Source organism: Candidatus Hydrogenedentota bacterium (assembly GCA_035416745.1).
Lineage (GTDB): Bacteria > Hydrogenedentota > Hydrogenedentia > Hydrogenedentales > SLHB01 > UBA2224.
In genome coordinates this window covers 39,617-55,292 of sequence record DAOLNV010000009.1, presented here as the reverse complement: position 1 = coordinate 55,292, position 15,676 = coordinate 39,617, and the positions used below count along the sequence as shown (strand labels likewise).

Sequence of the window (15,676 nt, the reverse complement as noted above, 5' to 3'; positions counted from 1 at the left end):
GATCAATCCTCTTTAGGGGTCGTCTGAATGCCAACCACTCCGTTGACAATCTCCGCGCGCCAGTTCAAATCAGGGCGGAACAAGGAACGCGGATATGTTTTCGGTCCCGGGCTGACGAGCAGGCGCTCCGGCGTCAGGGGGTTATACTGGAATTGCTCTTCCGTGAAGGGGTCTACGGGAAGCATCTCCAGACGACCCGCCGCCGCACCGGCAAGCGCCTCCGGGTATTGTCCCTTATCGAGGCGATGCAATTCCAGAAGTGCAAGCAGCAGCAGTTGGCGTTGCATAGCGGCGCAACACGTCTGTCCCAATTTGGCTTCCCAGAGGCGGTACCACACGCTTTCGCAGCCGCCGTAGTCCTTGGCAGCGGCGAGAGGACCGCCCGGATTTCCGCCGAGCGCCTCTTCAAAACGGGGGTAAGGGAGAGAAAGCGTCTGTGTCCATATTCCGCCCTTGTTGATGATGCTGCGGATCATGCGGCGTTCGTGGCGCATGCGCAGCACGTTTGCCAGCGTTGCCGGTCCCTGGAGAGACCCTTGCGCGCGCATCCGCTCGAGATATTCCCATTCGGACCGCCACTCCGCGTCGAGTATCAGATTCCAGTCGAGCGGCGGCGGTTCCTCCAACTCCATCAGCCTGTCGAGCGCGTGGTTCAGTATGGCGGGGTCGCCGGTCTCTTTGACATAATCAGCCAATTGCCGCCAGAGATTCTGTTCCTTTAACTGGATCCAGGATAGCTCATTGGCTGCTCCGTCTTGCCGGAGCAGGCGGCACAGGCGAACTGCGTCGAAGAAAAGATCGAGGGCCGTTTGTTTATCGTTGCGGATCTCCCATGCGTGACGACAGGAGGCGTGGAGAAGCGTTGTGAAAGCGGGGTCGCCAATTGCGCTCTTTGCCTGTCCCGCCTCCTGGGGAATAAGGAAATAGGGGCACGCAAGGGCCTGCCTGGCCTTTTCGATGGCGGGCTGGCATTGCTCAAGGTACGCGGCGACCTCCGGGCCGTCGTCCGGAGCCCAAATATCGAGTTCGCGGGCGATGGAATTCACCTCGGTCGAGTAGAAAGCCTCCAGGCCGGGTCTGCCGGGAACGGGGTACTTCTTGGGCATGGGATTCTCGGCCGGAAGGAGATACAGGGCTTCTCCGAGCACATGGTATGCATTCTCGGGCGCCGCGGTCCGGGCTTGCATCTCGGGGGGGCGGGGCGGGGGCCTCAGCGCCTCGGGATCGCGGGAGCGCGCCCAAAGAACAGCCACTGCGAGAACGCAGACAATTGCGGCAAGGACGAGAATTGTGCGCCTCTCGCGGTGTGACTTCCGCCCCCGCGTCCGCCTCATATCAACTCTCCATGGCTTTGGCTTGGGAATACTCGCGCCACCGGACGACGAACACGGTGATGGCAATCATCGCGGCGGTGATGATGCATAGCGCGGCCACGGACTTCGCGGCGCCGATCAGGAACTGCTGTTTCTGAAACTCGGCGAGGGCGGTGCGCAGCGTCGGCGTTTCGCGCGCCTCGGCGAGGGGCGGCAGCAGAGCCGTCACGTATTTCTCGATGGTAAAGAAATCGATGAGGCCGGGCACGAAGAAGGCGAGACGCTGCCAGCCGAACAGCGTCGTCACCCCGACAATGATAGGTCGCTTGAAGAACGCGCCGAGCCACATGCAGAACGCGCCGTAACCCATCAGACCCATTATCAGCGCGCCATCGTAATGGAGCATGAGCCGCAGATTGGCTGGCGAAAACGAGAAACTGCCCAGCGCCGTGCATGCAGCGAACGTGAGGAAAATCCCGGGGAGGACCAGCGCGGTGGCGATGATCATATACGCCGCGAATCGCCCTAAAACCAAGGCCGACCGGGGAAACGGCCGAGTGAGAAGATACGGAATGGTCTGGGATTCGACGTCTTCTCCGATCAGCATGGTGCCGAAAAACATCGCCAGCAGCGGCAGGAGCGCCTTGACATAGATGTCCTCGACAAGCATGACGAACAGCTTGTTGCCCTCTTGGCCGAAGGCGCCCTCCGTAAACACCGTCAACAGCAGCGGAATCACAACGGGCAGCAATGCTATAACACCCGCCAGAATGGTTCGCTTCCGCCGCAGCGTGGTCACGAGGGCGTGATGCATCGATGCCCCGAGGAAGCGCATATACGGGGCTTTCTCGATTGCTGATTTCTGGGCTGTTTCGTGTCCTTCGTTCATCGGGCTCCTACCGCACCAGATATTGGAATACCGACTGTAAATCGGCATCCGCACAAGCAAAACTCGTGACCTCCGCCGCGTTCTCGGTAATCAACCGGTTCAATTTGTCGAAGAAGCCGTTGGGATCTCTTGTGCGCACGGTTACGCGGCCATTCTCGAATTCGATGCTCAACGTTGTGTCGTCTCCCGCAAAATGGGCCGCCAATGCTCGTGGCGAGCGGCATTCCACGGTTACGGCGAGCGGGTGCTCGTCCATGAGTTCGCGCACGTCATGAACCTTGCCGCGCGCCAGGATACAACCGTTGTGCAGCAAGACCATGTAGCTGGTAACCCGTTCGATTTCGTATAAGATGTGGCTCGAGACGATGACGGCGCGGCCTTCCTCGCCGAGTGCACGGATAAGGGCGAACAGCTCTTCGCGCCCTTCGGGGTCGAGTCCGGCCATGGGCTCGTCCAGAAAGAGCAATTCGGGCGCCGGCGCCAATGCCTGGGCTATCTTGATGCGCTGGCGCATGCCCCGGCTGTATGTCTCGATTAGATCGTCCATGCGGTCGGTCATCTTGACGCGTTCGCATGCTTCTTCGGCGCGTCTGGTGGCTTCGCCGCCGGTCAGGCCGTAGAACCGGTTGAGCCAATAGACGAACTCGAATCCCGTGGTGTTGTCGGGGAACCGGTCGAACTCGGGGCAGTAGCCGATGCGCCGCAACACATCCATGTTGTTGCGGGGCGACTGGCCGAAGACCTTGATTGTACCGCGGCTGGGGCCGTACAAGCCCATAGCCAGCTTGATGAACGTGCTCTTCCCCGCGCCGTTGGGGCCAAGCAGTCCGGTGACGCCGGATTCGATGGTCACGTCGAGATTATTGACGGCCACGACTTCGCCGAACCATTTAGAGAGTTCTTTAGCTTCGATAACCACACTCATGATGCCCGCTCCGCGCGGCGAATTCGCGAGGCCAGCGCCCAATAGGCTGCCGCACACACCAGGGCGATCACCAGGGCCGACCAGCCCCAGTGCAAGGGAAAGGTCTTCTTGGGCTGGTTGAACAATGTTTCGCCCATCCGGTTGATGGCCATGGGAAGCGACAAGACGGAGAAATTGGGATTGCGGACCAGTCCCGGCAGCGCGCTTCCCAGCGCGGAATCGCCAAACAGGAGCATGAACACCGCGATGCCGGCGTACCGCTGGCTCGAGAAAAGCGCCGAACTGGCCAGGATTCCGAGCACGCACGGCAGCACGATGCACGCGGAGAATGCCAGGATTGAAAACGGAATCCAATACGTCTCGCGCAGGGTTTCCCTGCCAGGCGCCAGCAGGTTGTGCAGCACGACAAGAAGGATGTCTGGAATCGCCGTCAGGATGGCCCCTACCAGTACAAGGGTAGCGATTTTCCCGGCGATATAGTCCAAACGGGTCAAGGGTTTCGAGAAGTAGATCTCGATGAGATTATCGCTGAAATCGTTGCAGATCATGCCGGACCCCGCAAACAGCGTGACGAGAAAGACGAGGGGACTCTGGATGCGCAGGAAATCGAAGAAGGTGCGTTCATCGACCTGCATCATGGCAATGTTTCGCAGGGCCATCAGGGCGGCGCTCTGGTTGGCCATGCTGACCATGTCATAGACGGTGATTTGAAATACGCGGAAACTCACGTGGATCACCGCCACAATGAGGAGGTAAAGGAAAGGCCGCGTGGCAAATAGCACGCGCAACTCCTGTTTGACCATGACCCACCACCGGAAACCGCGCAGCGTTTTTCCCTCATAGGCCCGGTATGTTTGTTCGTAAATGGGCACTTAGCGTCTCCCGATGGCCTGCATGAACACTTCCTCCAAGCGATGCCGCACGGGGACGAAGTGCCGCACCTGGGTTTTCTTCTGCTGAGCGATCTCGAAGAATAGCCGGGGGTTCATGGCCGCCGGTTTCTCGACGAGAAGGTTGCCGTTGGGGTGGGTCTGCAGCGTGCAGCCCGCTTGCTCCAGGGCTTGTCGAAACGCCTCTTTGTTTTCACGCACCCGGATCTCGAACAGGTTCTCGCGGGCTGTCGTGAGATCGCCGATACTCCCTTCGCGCACAATCCGGCCCTTGTGGATCACCAGGACGTGGTCGCACACGTGTTCCACGTCGGGAAGGAGGTGCGACGACAGGAGCACCGTTACGCCTCGCTTGTGCACCAGTTCCTTGATCAGCTGGAGCATCTCGATGCGGCCTTCCGGGTCGAGTCCGTTGGTGGGTTCATCGAGGAGCAGCAGCTTGGGATCATGCACGAGGGCCTGGGCAAATTTGATCCGCTGGCACATTCCCGTCGAGTAGGTCTGCATCTTCCGGTAACGGCTTTCGCCCACGCCCACGTAATTGAGCACCTCGTGGGCGCGCTCCATGGCGTCGGTTCGTTTCATGCCGAACAAGCACCCGCAGTACGTCAGAAAGGACACCGCGCTCACCTTGCGGCCGACGACGTCCCGTTCCGGCATATACCCGAGCCGCTGACGCGCCTCTAATGCCTGTTCAGGGAGTTTGAAGCCGAAGAGCGCGGCTTCTCCTGCATCGGCGCGGATGAATCCCAGCAGTGTCTTGAGGAGGGTGCTTTTTCCTGCGCCGTTGGGGCCGAGCAGTCCCACGGCGCCGCCCTGCACGGCGCACGTCACGCCCTGCAGCGCCTTGACCGCGCCGTACGAAACTTCCACGTCAGTCAGTTCAATAATGGCCATGGCGCACTCATGATTCCGGTAAGGTGACGTTCAGCTCGACAGTCTCGCCGTTCTGGATGGTGACGGGCAAACTGGCGCGGGGCCGGCCTGTTCCGGCCATCGCCTCTCCGATATTCACGTACATGATATCGAGTTGGTAACTGCCGTCGGGACAGTTCTCGACTTGGAAGAAGCCATCGCCGCGAATGGGCGACATGCCGATGACGGAAGGCGCCCCATCCGCCCCTTGGCCGCTGAACCAGTCAGCCGGATTGGTCAGGTTGAGGCCGGTCATCGCGCTTGAACTCCCCGGGATCCGCACAATGGCGAATCCCAGAACGCCGCTCGTGGGGGCGGGGGTACACAGTCCCTGAACGGTGGCGCCGCCCTCCTCTCCGAAATTGTGCACGGTGGTTTCGCCTTCCCGGATCACGACCTGCGCGTGCATGGGCGAGAAGAGATCTGTGCCCCGGCCTTCGAACGAGACTGCCGTGGCCATGTACGAGCCTGCCGCAAGGCCGTCTATGACATACTGGCCATTCTGGTCGGCAGACGCCATTTCGCTGATGCCGTTTCCGATGACCGTGACGATGGCGCCCGGCAGATATGCGCCATTGCGGGTGACGTAGCCCTGCAGGCGTCCGCCTCCGCCTAGCGACACGACTACCCCTGAGACGGTCCGGCTTTGGGCGATCTGCACAGGGCCGCTGTTGCCCTGGGCGTACCCTTCGGCTTGCCCATACACGGTGTACGTGCCGTCAGCGAGGTTGCGGAATTCGAATCGTCCATCCGCGCCCACCTGCACGCCGCCGCGCTGCGTTTGGGCTATCATATCGGCCAGACGGCCGAATTGCGACGCGCCCGCCGCGGTAATCCATACAGTCGCCCCCGCGGGCACCCCGCCATCCGTGGTCCGCACCTGCCCCTCGATAGCGCCGCCCGCCTGGCTTACATACAGGTTTACGCCCTCAAGACGCTGTCCCTCCGCCACAGTGATTTCCTGGCGGCCCGGGGTGAACCCTTGCGCGCTGGCCTCGACGGTGTAAGCACCTGCCGAGAGCGACAGCTCGAAGCTTCCGTCCGGTTTGTCGAAACTGCGCGAATTGCTCATATCTCCGGAGGAGAAGAGAGCCAGTCCGAGTCCTCCCTCTTGCGAGTCCGCTGGCACGGCTCGCAGGTTGTACCGTTCCGGAGGCCGCCCGGTTTCCCGGACCAACACGGTTCCGCGGACCGACCCGCACGCCTCCATGATGATGCTGGTCGGCGTGTCCAGCTTCACTTCGTTGACTTGTTTGGAGGCATACCCTTCCTTATGCGCGGTCAATACGAGAAATCCCGCTTCGACGCCGTAGAACCCGAACTCGCCGAGCTGGTCGGTTTCGGTGTCTAACTCGGTCGCGCTCATGGATTCGGTTCCCAGGCCGGCAAGTGTGAGTTTGACTCCGGGAATGGGCCGGCCCGCTGTGTCGGTGACAATTCCATACACGACGAAGTTGCCGCTGTCCACAGCCGACAAAACCACGTCAAAACCGTGGATGTCGTTGAAACCATCCGCATATACGGGGTCCCCCATGACCGCGATCTTGTAACCCTCCTTCTGCGCGAGGAGCTGGTAGTCACCCGGCGGCAGGTTTGCGATGACGAAGCTGCCGTCGTCCTCCGTTTTGCAGTTGCGGAACGCGCGGGCTTCGTTCATGCGCTGGAAAAGTTTCGAGTAGGAGGGTACGCAGAGCGCGCTTGCCCGTGCAACAGGGCTGCCGTTCTGGTCGATGACGCGGCCGTATACCGACGTGCCCGACATGACGTGGATGTCCACCCGGGCGGACCGTGCCGCCTCGGTCAGAAGGAACGGGTCGGTGAGTTGCGGCGCGTGTTCATCGGAGTCCGCATAAACCCGCCATTCCTGGTTCAACGGCACCCCGATCAGCTCGTAGTATCCGTCTTCCTCGGAACGGCTGTGGAGGGGAGGCGCCCGATGCACCATCGCGTCCAGCGCTTGCGAAATGAGGCTCTCGGACGTGCACAGATAGACCTGAGTCCTTTGCACCGGCTGCTTGCTGGTGTCCGTGACATACCCCCACACCGTCCCGGCCGGCGAGAGAATGAAGTTGACATCTTTCACGGTTTGATCGGGCGTCTCGATGACTACGTTGCGGACGGGGATTGTGCCCGGCGCTTTATAGGGCTGCCGGGTCAAATCCAGGGAGACCTGGTAAGTTCCCGGCAACAAACCGCTGATCTCGTACGTTCCGTCGGCGTTGGATTCTCCTTCGGCGTTGTTTGTTCCGCTGTCGCTGTTGGCGTTGAGGGTGATAAGGGGGATGCCCTTGTTATTGCCCGCCTCGGTGACGCGTCCTGTGATCGAGGCCCCTTTCGACAGCGTGATGTCGAGGCGCTGTTCTTTCTCCGCGCCTTCGGGAATCTCGACGATTTCCTGGCGGGTGAGGAATCCGGCGCGGCTTGCCTGAACCACGTACTTACCGGGTCTTGGCGCAGGCAAGGCATATTGGCCCTGCTCATTCGACTTGGTGCTTCTTCGAAGCCCGCGCGCCGAATCCATCATCGCCGGCGTTATTTCTACCTCTTGTTTGGAATCCCCATCGCTAGCGCCGTCCTCCGGGGCGGGTACCAATAGGGAGCGGATGTAGGCGTCCTGGATCGGTTTCCCCGAATCTGCGGCACGCACCACGCCGAAAATGACAAAGGGATCTTGCTCGGCCTCCTTCCCGCTGGTTGAGCCGGGTGAATTCGCCGAACCGGAACGTCCGCGCCGGAAGGCATCTCCGCGCCGGGACCGGCCGGCTCTGTCACTCGGGCGGTCGCCAAACGAGATGGTGGACGGCTTGGGCGGAGGTTCCCGCCGCGGCGTAAGGATAAGCGCGAGCACGATCGCCGCTGCGACGGCTACCCAAATGGCCACAATCCTTTGGAACGGCGTGAAACGTTCCGTTGATTTATGACGTCGAGTCACGGTTTCCTGTAAGCAGTGTGTTTTGCCTGACGATCTCTCTGGAACGACCTGTCTGCACCAGGTCTACAGGACCATCGATTTAGACATTATCTTTTGCGCGAGCGTTTCGGGTCGGCCTATAGACGGTGTATGATACCGATGGCGGCGGGGCACATACAAACTGCCCGCGGCGTCAACGTACAGTCACAGGCATTTTCTGGCGCAATGCGTCGACGTTCGCTATCTTATTATGTCGCGGGCTCTTACTTCAGATCATTCGTGCTGGACTTTGTTAAAGCACACCCGGGGAATAGAAGAAGAGACGCTTGAACCATCTCTTGAAACCGGCGGCTTGTCATATTGCCTTGGGATGCACTACGATGCTCGCTATGCCACAAAACGGAGTTGAACACAAGGAGTAGAATCATGCGCTGCTTTCAACTCGTATGCCTGCTAGGTGTTTTTCTTCTTGCGGGTGCTGCCGCGCACGCCGCGAAGGCCACGATTGCCGCGGACCGTATGCTGGTTGTTGACGGCGAGCGGACCTTTGTTATCGGACTCTATGAGAACCCCGGCGAAGACGCTTTGCTCGATGCTGCCGCGCAAGCGGGGTTCAACCTGGTGCATGCGAGCGCCGATGCGGCCGCCCTGGACCGTCTGCATGCCCATAACCTGCGGGGTTGGATCAATACGGGGTACAGTATCGATTTCAGTGAGAACCAGGCGGCCCGGGAAGACGAACTGAAAGCCATGGCGGCCGGGTTTGCGGGGCATCCGGCCCTGCTTGTGTGGGAAGTGCCCGACGAGGCCCTCTGGAACTGTTTCTACGGCGCTACGCAATGGCGGCGAGAGCAGGAGCCGGTGCAGCAGCAAGCCAAGATCGATGCGCTCACGGACACGGCACTCCAGACCGAACTCCGTGAGATGATGCAGCGCTCCAGCCAACTCTGGAGCCGGGGCCGCTACTCGGAATCGGAGGAAACGGCGAACGCCGTGTGGCGAAAACTGGGCGAGGAGCCGCCAAACCCGGACCTCGGGGTCTCGAACGCGCCGCAACGGGCGGCCAAGATGTGCGCGGGGATGGTCCAGGGTTACGAGTTTCTCAAACAACTCGATCCCGGGCACCCGGTCTGGATGAACCACGCGCCGCGCAACCAGTTGAACCAGTTGGCGGCGTTCAACCGGGCCGCCGATATCGTGGGCTGCGACATCTATCCCGTGCCTGCCTTCGAGACGGGCCATTCCGACCTCATGGAGCGCACGCCTGCCGCGGTTGGCGCCTACACCGGGCGCATGCAGGCCGCCGCGCTTGGTAAAGTCGGCGCATCTCCCGACAAACCGGTGTGGATGGTGCTGCAGGGGTTCGGGTGGCGCGATCTCAGCGATAACCCGGATCCTGACCCCAATAAGGGGCGGCGTCCGACGCTGGACGAAACGCGGTTCATGGCATACGATGCCATCGTGCACGGCGCGCGCGGCATTCTGTACTGGGGAACGTACCGGATCGAAAAGGATTCGCAACTGTGGCAGGACCTTCTAACCGTGGTTTCCGAGTTGAAGGCGCTTCAGCCCGTGTTGTCGGCGCCCGATGCTCCCGAGCCGTTTCCCGTAGGCATCGCGGAGACGTTCGGGTCGGTGGACCGCGGCATTCGCATTCTCCCGAAAGTCATATCGGGCAAAGTCTGGTTTCTTGTGGTGAACGACTGGACGGAGCCGTTGACGTACACCATCGGCGGGCTGGATGACTTCAACGGCGCGCGGTATGTGGAAAACTATACCGAAGATGAAGCTACCGTCAGGGATGGCGCTATTACCATGACGCTCCCCGGCCAGCGCGTCCACGTTCTGATACCGGATTAGCGCCATGACGCCGCGCGAGATACTTGCCAGCCACAGCGCCGGGGACTTGTTTGGCGGGTTGCCCGCGAACCGCGTTGGTGACGCGGAACGGCGTTATATGGCTGAGATCCTCGATTCGGGATTCAGCAACAAGGGCGAATCCGCTGGGATGCTGAGACGTCTCGAGGAAGCTTTCGCCCGAAAGTTCGGAGTCCCATTCGCCATCACCCACAATTCGGGGACGGGCACGATGCAGTCGTGTCTGCTGGCGGCGGGGGTGGGTCCCGGGGACGAGGTCATTGTGCCTGCGAGCACCATGGCTTCGACGGCGTTTGTTGTGGTGCAATGCGGCGCGGTGGTGGTGTTCGCTGACTGCGACCCCGACCGTTTCACGATCGAGCCGAACGACGTGAAGCGCAAAATCAGCGAACACACGAAGGCCATCATCCCGGTGAGCGTATTCGGCCTGGCTCCGGATTACGACCCGCTCATGGGCCTTGCGCGTACGTATGCTCTTACGGTTATTGAAGATAATGCGCAATGCTTCCTGGGTGAATACAAAGGCAAGCTGGTTGGCACAATCGGCCGTGCCGCCAGTTTCAGCTTTCAGGCGTCGAAACACATGACCAGCGGCGGGGATGGCGGCATGGTGATTACCAGCGATGAGAACTATGCTCGGCGCATCCGAAAGGCCGCTGTCGTGGGTTATGCCGCCGTGGACGCCAAGCCGGGGTCGACCATGGTTCCGCGAGACGTGCGCCAGGATTGGAGCTACTGCCGGCACGATGCGATGGGCTACAACTTCCGCATGTCCGCGCCCCAGGCCGCCCTTGCTCTTGGACAGCTCGAACGTCTCGACTATCTTGTGGCCGCCCGGATGTACATCGCCGGGCAGTACGAGAGCGTTATCCGGGGCGAAAAATGCGAGTGGCTCGTGCCTCCGTATGCGCCCGCGGACTGCGTGCACTCCTATTGGTGTTACACGTGCAAACTGGACGAGAAGAAGCTGGGGGTGGACTGGCGCCATTTCCGCAAGACCTATATCGAAAAGGGCGGGGACGGCCTCTACGGGTTGTGGACGCCCGTGCACCTCGAGCCCGTGTTTCAAAACCTGAATTTCTACGGAGCCCGGGACCGGGCGCCTAATTTCGATCCCCGGTACAAAGGCAGCGTGAAAGCCTACCGGGAAGGCGATTGCCCAAATGTCGAGGAGTACAGGAAGCGCCTGTGCCTGTTCAAGACAGGGATGCAGACCCTCGACAAGGTCCACCGGGAATTGGACGCTCTCCGCGCGACCATTCGCCATTACGCGTGACGAGGGCAGGGGGCGTGGTCATTTGCCGTAACGGGCTTCAACCTCGACGACGCCGGATTTGCCTGTCAGGTCGATATCGCCGCTTTCCGCGTTGAACGCCGGATGCAGCGCGCCGTCGACCAGCACCTCTGCAATAGGTTTCTTCCCGGGATGCCGGAATCGGAGCAGGAGCCGGGCGGGGGACTCGTCGAGATCGAGGAAAGCCGTTGCAGCCAGCACGTCTCGTTCTGCTGACGGCGTGAACCGGACTCCCACCGTGCCGAAATAGGTGGCCACACCGCGCGCTTCAAACGGTTCGGGCTGGGCAAACCACGCCCTCGGGATCGCCCGGCCGAGATGAAGCAGATTGTGCGCGCCGTACACGAACATGTAGCGCAGCCACGTCATCGCATTGGCCTGGTCGCTGGTTTTGAAGTTCGCGGCGTTCGAGAAGCCCAGGAAGGGGAGAGGGTGCTCGACCATGGCGTTGAGTTCTTCGCGATGGCAGGCCGCCCACGCGTTATAGAACATCCAGAGGTAGACCTCGGGCTCGTCGCGCTCGAGGTAAGGCATCAGGCCCGCCAGGAGGTTCGGCTGGATCGAGAATCCCGCCCGGTCAAACCAGGTTTGTTCGAAATGGGGAATGAGATAGCCGCAGGGCGGTTCCGGGTACCGGTTGTCCTGGTAGTCGTCAAGTATCCAATCCGCCTCTGTCCCGCCGGAGGGATAGAGGCCGGAGAGCAAAAGGTATATCGAGCCCTCGAGCGTCTCCCTGATCCAGCCGAAGTCGCGTCCACGGCGGTACAACCGGCTGGGATAGTGGGGGATCCAGCGGCCGTCGCGCAGGCGTACCAGAGGCGCGTATTGGCGCATGGTTTCGAAACCTTCGATGAGGTCGCTCTTGTAGGCGCCGGCTTCGTTGCGTACCCGGTATGCCTCGGGGTGCCCGATGCGTTCCAATGCGCGCGCGGTCCACTCCACTCCACGCCAGGTGAGCGCATTCGTCGAGAGCCAGTAGTGGAAATCCTCGACGTCCTCGAGACTTCCCGCGGGGAGGAATCCGTGTTCCCAACCGCGCGAATGAGGGAGGGGTTTCATGGTGTTCTTGCGTTGCCGGAACACCCAATCCGCTCCCGCGACCGCGGCATCCGCCACGCTTCGGTACCACTCGGCATCGCGGGTGAGGAAGAAATGTTCGGCGAGGCACCACAGCACCCAGCCGTGGTGCTGGTTATAGGCGCCCGACTCGAACCCTCCCGCGCCGTAGAACATGCCCTGATAATCGGTGAAGTTGCCCGGCTGTTCGGCTGTTCCCTGGTATTCTACCCAGAGCATCAGCCTGCGGCGGGCCTCGTCGTGCAGGCCGCGCTGGTCGAGGTCGTGCACGATCATGCAGGATTCGTTGGTGAAGTTGCCGTACGTTGCGGTTCCTACCGACGTGTTTACGAGACCGCTGCCGCCGGGCATCTCGAAATCGGTGATGTATACATGGCAGGGGTGGGACCGGTGAAGCGATTCCAGCTGGGGCTCAGGGGTGCGCACCGTTGCGCCTTGGCCGGCCTTGCGGGCCCAGTACGCACGCACATCCGCGTAGCTCTGCTCGAACGCCACGGACTCCAGAGCAGCCAATTCCTCCTCGGTGTCTAATGCAACGTAGGGGACCTTCACCACGGCCACGCACGACTCGCCCGGGGCCAGTTCCTGCGACAGTTCGACGGTTTCGCCGCCAGCCGCGGCAGTCATCGATGTGTCCAAGAGGCATCTGAACGCAGGGACGCCTTCCCAGTGGCTGTAGACCCGTTTTCCATCCAGGATGAGCACGTTCAAGGGACTGCGAGGCACAAGATCGTCTGCTGATTCGGAGCCGCCGCTTCGGTACCGGTTCTCCGTACGGAACGAATCGTCGGAATAGCGAATGGGGAGCCTGGCCGTCAACGGCGTCTCTCCCCTGTTTTCGAAGCGAAACCGAAGCAACGCCACCATGGGGTCGTCGCTGGCCCACGCTTCGTTCTGGATCGAGCCTTTCAGGGGTATAGCGATGCTCTTCTGCGAAAGGGTCATGCCGCCTTTGCGGACCTCGATGTTGTATGCGAGAACGGGGTCGGGGTCCGGATATCGCGCTGTATGCGACCACCTCTCGAGGCCGAAAAAGAACCGCGCGGCATTTTTGTGTTTGGCGCGCGGCGTGTCGCGCCCCGGGACGCGCGTCACGGCCGGCGAGCACAACACGATGTCGCCGTTGGGTTCGATGCGGAAGTTCTGGCGCGCATGCGTGCAACCGATGGCATAATTGCCGCTGTGCGGGCGAGGCTGGCCGTTCATCGCTCCCGCGAGGGATTGCTCTTTATGCGCCTTGACGCGATTCGCAAGCGTGGACTCGCGGCAATGCCGCGCCTGGTACGATTCGAGCGTGCTCCCGTCAGGGTCCATTTCGTCGAGGGCCACGATCAAGATGCCCAGGTGCTCGCACCAGACGGGCTCCCATTCCAGGTCCTGCAATGAGATGGTGAAACGGTTGTTTTCAAGGATAAGCGTCAGCAAGGGGCACGAGGCGCCAAGGGTATACGCGGGGTACCGGAGCGCCGCGGTAAAACTGCGCTCGCCTTTTCCTGTAGTCTCCAGGCGGTCGTCCATGCGCTGGAGGCCAAGACCGGTCTGTACCGCGCCGACCACCGCAAAGTATCCCTCGAGCCGAACGGACCGGGAGGGCGTAGGGCGCCCGGCATCAAGCGTTACACGAAGCCGGAGAGGTTGGGCTTCTTGCATCGTGAACACGGCCACGTGCTCGATCACGCTGTCGTCAGGTATTTCGATACGCAGACCCAGAGTGCGGCGGTAGCACACGCCGTCTGTTTTGCATCCTGGAAACTCGGTTTGAAGGGGATGGAACGTGACTATCAGCCTGCGATGGCCCTCCCGCTGGAGCCCTATCGAGGCCGATTGCCAGAAACCGTTGAACCAATCGTCCTGAGGAAGCCATCCGGCGGCAGCGGGGTCCGAATCGTCAACTATCCGTTCGGGGTTGACGTCTGGCCACGTCTTTCGCCAATAGGAAATGGCGGCGACCTGCGGGCTGCGCGTGGCGAACTCAATCTCGATGGACCCGATGTTCTGCGGTTCTTCGAACCAGATTTCATTCGGCGGCGTGTTGGGGAGGGCAAATGCGGCGATGTCTATGGCATTGGCGTACATCCAATGTGACTCCCGTGATATTGAGTCAGGCAATTTCCAGGAACATGGCCATCATGGCTTGCCAGACTCGAATCCAGCCAGGATATCGGCCAGTGCGCGCTGCCTCGTTTCGTCCAGGGGCACGGATGGCGGACGTTGAGCGTATTGGGCCGCCTTTTCCCGGGCCAACTGATACGTATCTTTAGCGCCGGCGGCGTCCCACAATGCCTTCGGGCCTCGCACGGACACCCGCGGCTCGACGTATTCATCGCCGTGAAGATGTTCGAGGGTGTGCAAGGCTGTCAGATAACTGGGGCCGTGAGGGCCTACTTCCTTAATGACTTGGGCCGCAATCGTGTCTTCCGAAACTTCGATCCCTTGCACGAGCCGCTGGCTGATGGCAGCCATCTCTTCGTCCATGATCAGCTGTTCGTGGCTGCAGGTCATTCCGGTCGCGAACATGCCGCAGTTCACGAGCAGGTCGTTGCCGGCGCCCGCGGCGCAAAACAGGCCCAGCGCCTTTTCCCACGCACTCTGCTCGTCGTGGGCGTGGTTGTCTGAGTTGGGCGCCGTGGTATGCGTTGGCAGCCCGTAGTATTTGCCCAATTGGGTGCCGGCGATTTTGCAGATGGTCGTTTCGCAGGACCCCACGAGCGCATAGCCTTTGCGCATGTCCGTTGTGGTCCACGAATTGGCGTAGAGTATGGGCGCGCCGGGTTTCAGAAGCTGGGTCATGACCACTCCAGACAGGCATTCGGCGTTGTTCATGGTCAGTAGTCCCGCCAGCGTATAAGGTGCGGAGACTCCTGCATTGGGTTCGGGCAGGATGGCGAGGGGCACATTCGCCAGCACGGTCTGGGCGAGGGCTTCGAGAACGTTTTCTTCCCAGAACAGCGGGCTTGTGGGCGACAGCTGGCTGATGCCGTATGCCTTTCGCCGCAGGTCGCCGTTGAACGCGTTTCGCAGCAGCTCGATGACGCCGCCGTTGATGCTGGGGCGGTCGGTCGAGAAGAAGATGGGCTTCTTGCTGTTCTCGATGCACGCCTTCACGCCGTACAGCAGAGTATGTTCGGGGCTCGGAGCATCTTGCGGCATCACGGGGATTCCGAGCATGTCGATGGCGGGAAGTTCTTCGCAGAGCCGGGCAAATTGTTCGACATCGGCAACCGTCGAGGGCCGTGTGACGCCCGTTTCTGAATCCACCCAGAACACAGCGTTGTGACCGGCGGCGATTTTCGGAGGCCCCTCGCCCAGCACGAACGCCGGGCGGCCCTCTCGGTCGAATACCTCGATTCGCTCCGGCGCCTGGTCTACGGCCTCCTCGACCATTGCGCGGGGAAGGCATGCCACGCGCCGCGATTCGTCGACCTCGGCGCCGTGCTTCGCCAGCGTGTCGAGCATGCGTGCGCTATTCACCTCGACGCCGCAATTCTCGAGAATGTCGAGGGTCGCGTCATGAATCGCCCTGATCTCGTTTTCCGACAATACTTTCAGCGCTGCCAGCCGCATAGGCGCTCTCCGGAAAGTTT

The 15,676-nt window shown here is 61.2% G+C and carries 10 protein-coding genes; 2 read left to right on the top strand and 8 right to left on the bottom strand.

Annotation, left to right across the window (positions count from 1 at the left end; all coding sequences use genetic code 11):
* Positions 1-2 precede the first annotated feature (2 nt).
* Genes PLJ71_05265 through PLJ71_05240 form a run of 6 tightly spaced genes read right to left on the bottom strand, consistent with a single transcriptional unit; the run spans position 3 to position 7,864 of the window.
* Entirely contained in the window at positions 3-1,334 is a 1,332-nt protein-coding gene (locus PLJ71_05265) for a hypothetical protein (GenBank protein HQM48074.1), read from the bottom strand.
* A gap of 1 nt (position 1,335) precedes the next feature.
* On the bottom strand, positions 1,336-2,202 hold the full coding sequence (locus PLJ71_05260) for an ABC transporter permease (protein ID HQM48073.1): 867 nt from the start codon (positions 2,200-2,202) through the stop codon (positions 1,336-1,338).
* Between the two features lie 7 nt (positions 2,203-2,209).
* On the bottom strand, positions 2,210-3,127 hold the full coding sequence (locus PLJ71_05255) for an ABC transporter ATP-binding protein (GenBank protein ID HQM48072.1): 918 nt from the start codon (positions 3,125-3,127) through the stop codon (positions 2,210-2,212).
* A complete protein-coding gene (locus tag PLJ71_05250; protein HQM48071.1) occupies positions 3,124-3,999 on the bottom strand; it encodes a hypothetical protein in 876 nt (291 codons plus the stop codon). Before PLJ71_05250 ends, PLJ71_05255 begins: the two co-directional genes overlap by 4 nt.
* Positions 4,000-4,914, bottom strand: a complete 915-nt coding sequence (locus PLJ71_05245; protein HQM48070.1) for an ABC transporter ATP-binding protein — start codon at positions 4,912-4,914, stop codon at positions 4,000-4,002.
* A gap of 7 nt (positions 4,915-4,921) precedes the next feature.
* A complete protein-coding gene (locus tag PLJ71_05240; GenBank protein HQM48069.1) occupies positions 4,922-7,864 on the bottom strand; it encodes a carboxypeptidase regulatory-like domain-containing protein in 2,943 nt (980 codons plus the stop codon).
* 405 nt (positions 7,865-8,269) lie between these two features.
* On the opposite strand from PLJ71_05240, the gene PLJ71_05235 reads away from it, so the two are divergent.
* On the top strand, positions 8,270-9,703 hold the full coding sequence (locus tag PLJ71_05235) for a hypothetical protein (protein ID HQM48068.1): 1,434 nt from the start codon (positions 8,270-8,272) through the stop codon (positions 9,701-9,703).
* 4 nt (positions 9,704-9,707) lie between these two features.
* Complete coding sequence (locus tag PLJ71_05230) at positions 9,708-10,997, top strand: aminotransferase class I/II-fold pyridoxal phosphate-dependent enzyme (protein ID HQM48067.1); 1,290 nt, start codon at positions 9,708-9,710, stop codon at positions 10,995-10,997.
* An 18-nt stretch (positions 10,998-11,015) separates the two neighbouring features.
* Here PLJ71_05230 and PLJ71_05225 read toward each other — a convergent pair whose 3' ends face one another.
* Both PLJ71_05225 and PLJ71_05220 read right to left on the bottom strand, forming a co-directional pair.
* A complete protein-coding gene (locus PLJ71_05225) occupies positions 11,016-14,168 on the bottom strand; it encodes a hypothetical protein (protein HQM48066.1) in 3,153 nt (1,050 codons plus the stop codon).
* Between the two features lie 51 nt (positions 14,169-14,219).
* Positions 14,220-15,656, bottom strand: coding sequence for a trimethylamine methyltransferase family protein (locus PLJ71_05220; protein HQM48065.1), 1,437 nt, complete (start codon positions 15,654-15,656; stop codon positions 14,220-14,222).
* Between the last annotated feature and the right edge of the window lie 20 nt (positions 15,657-15,676).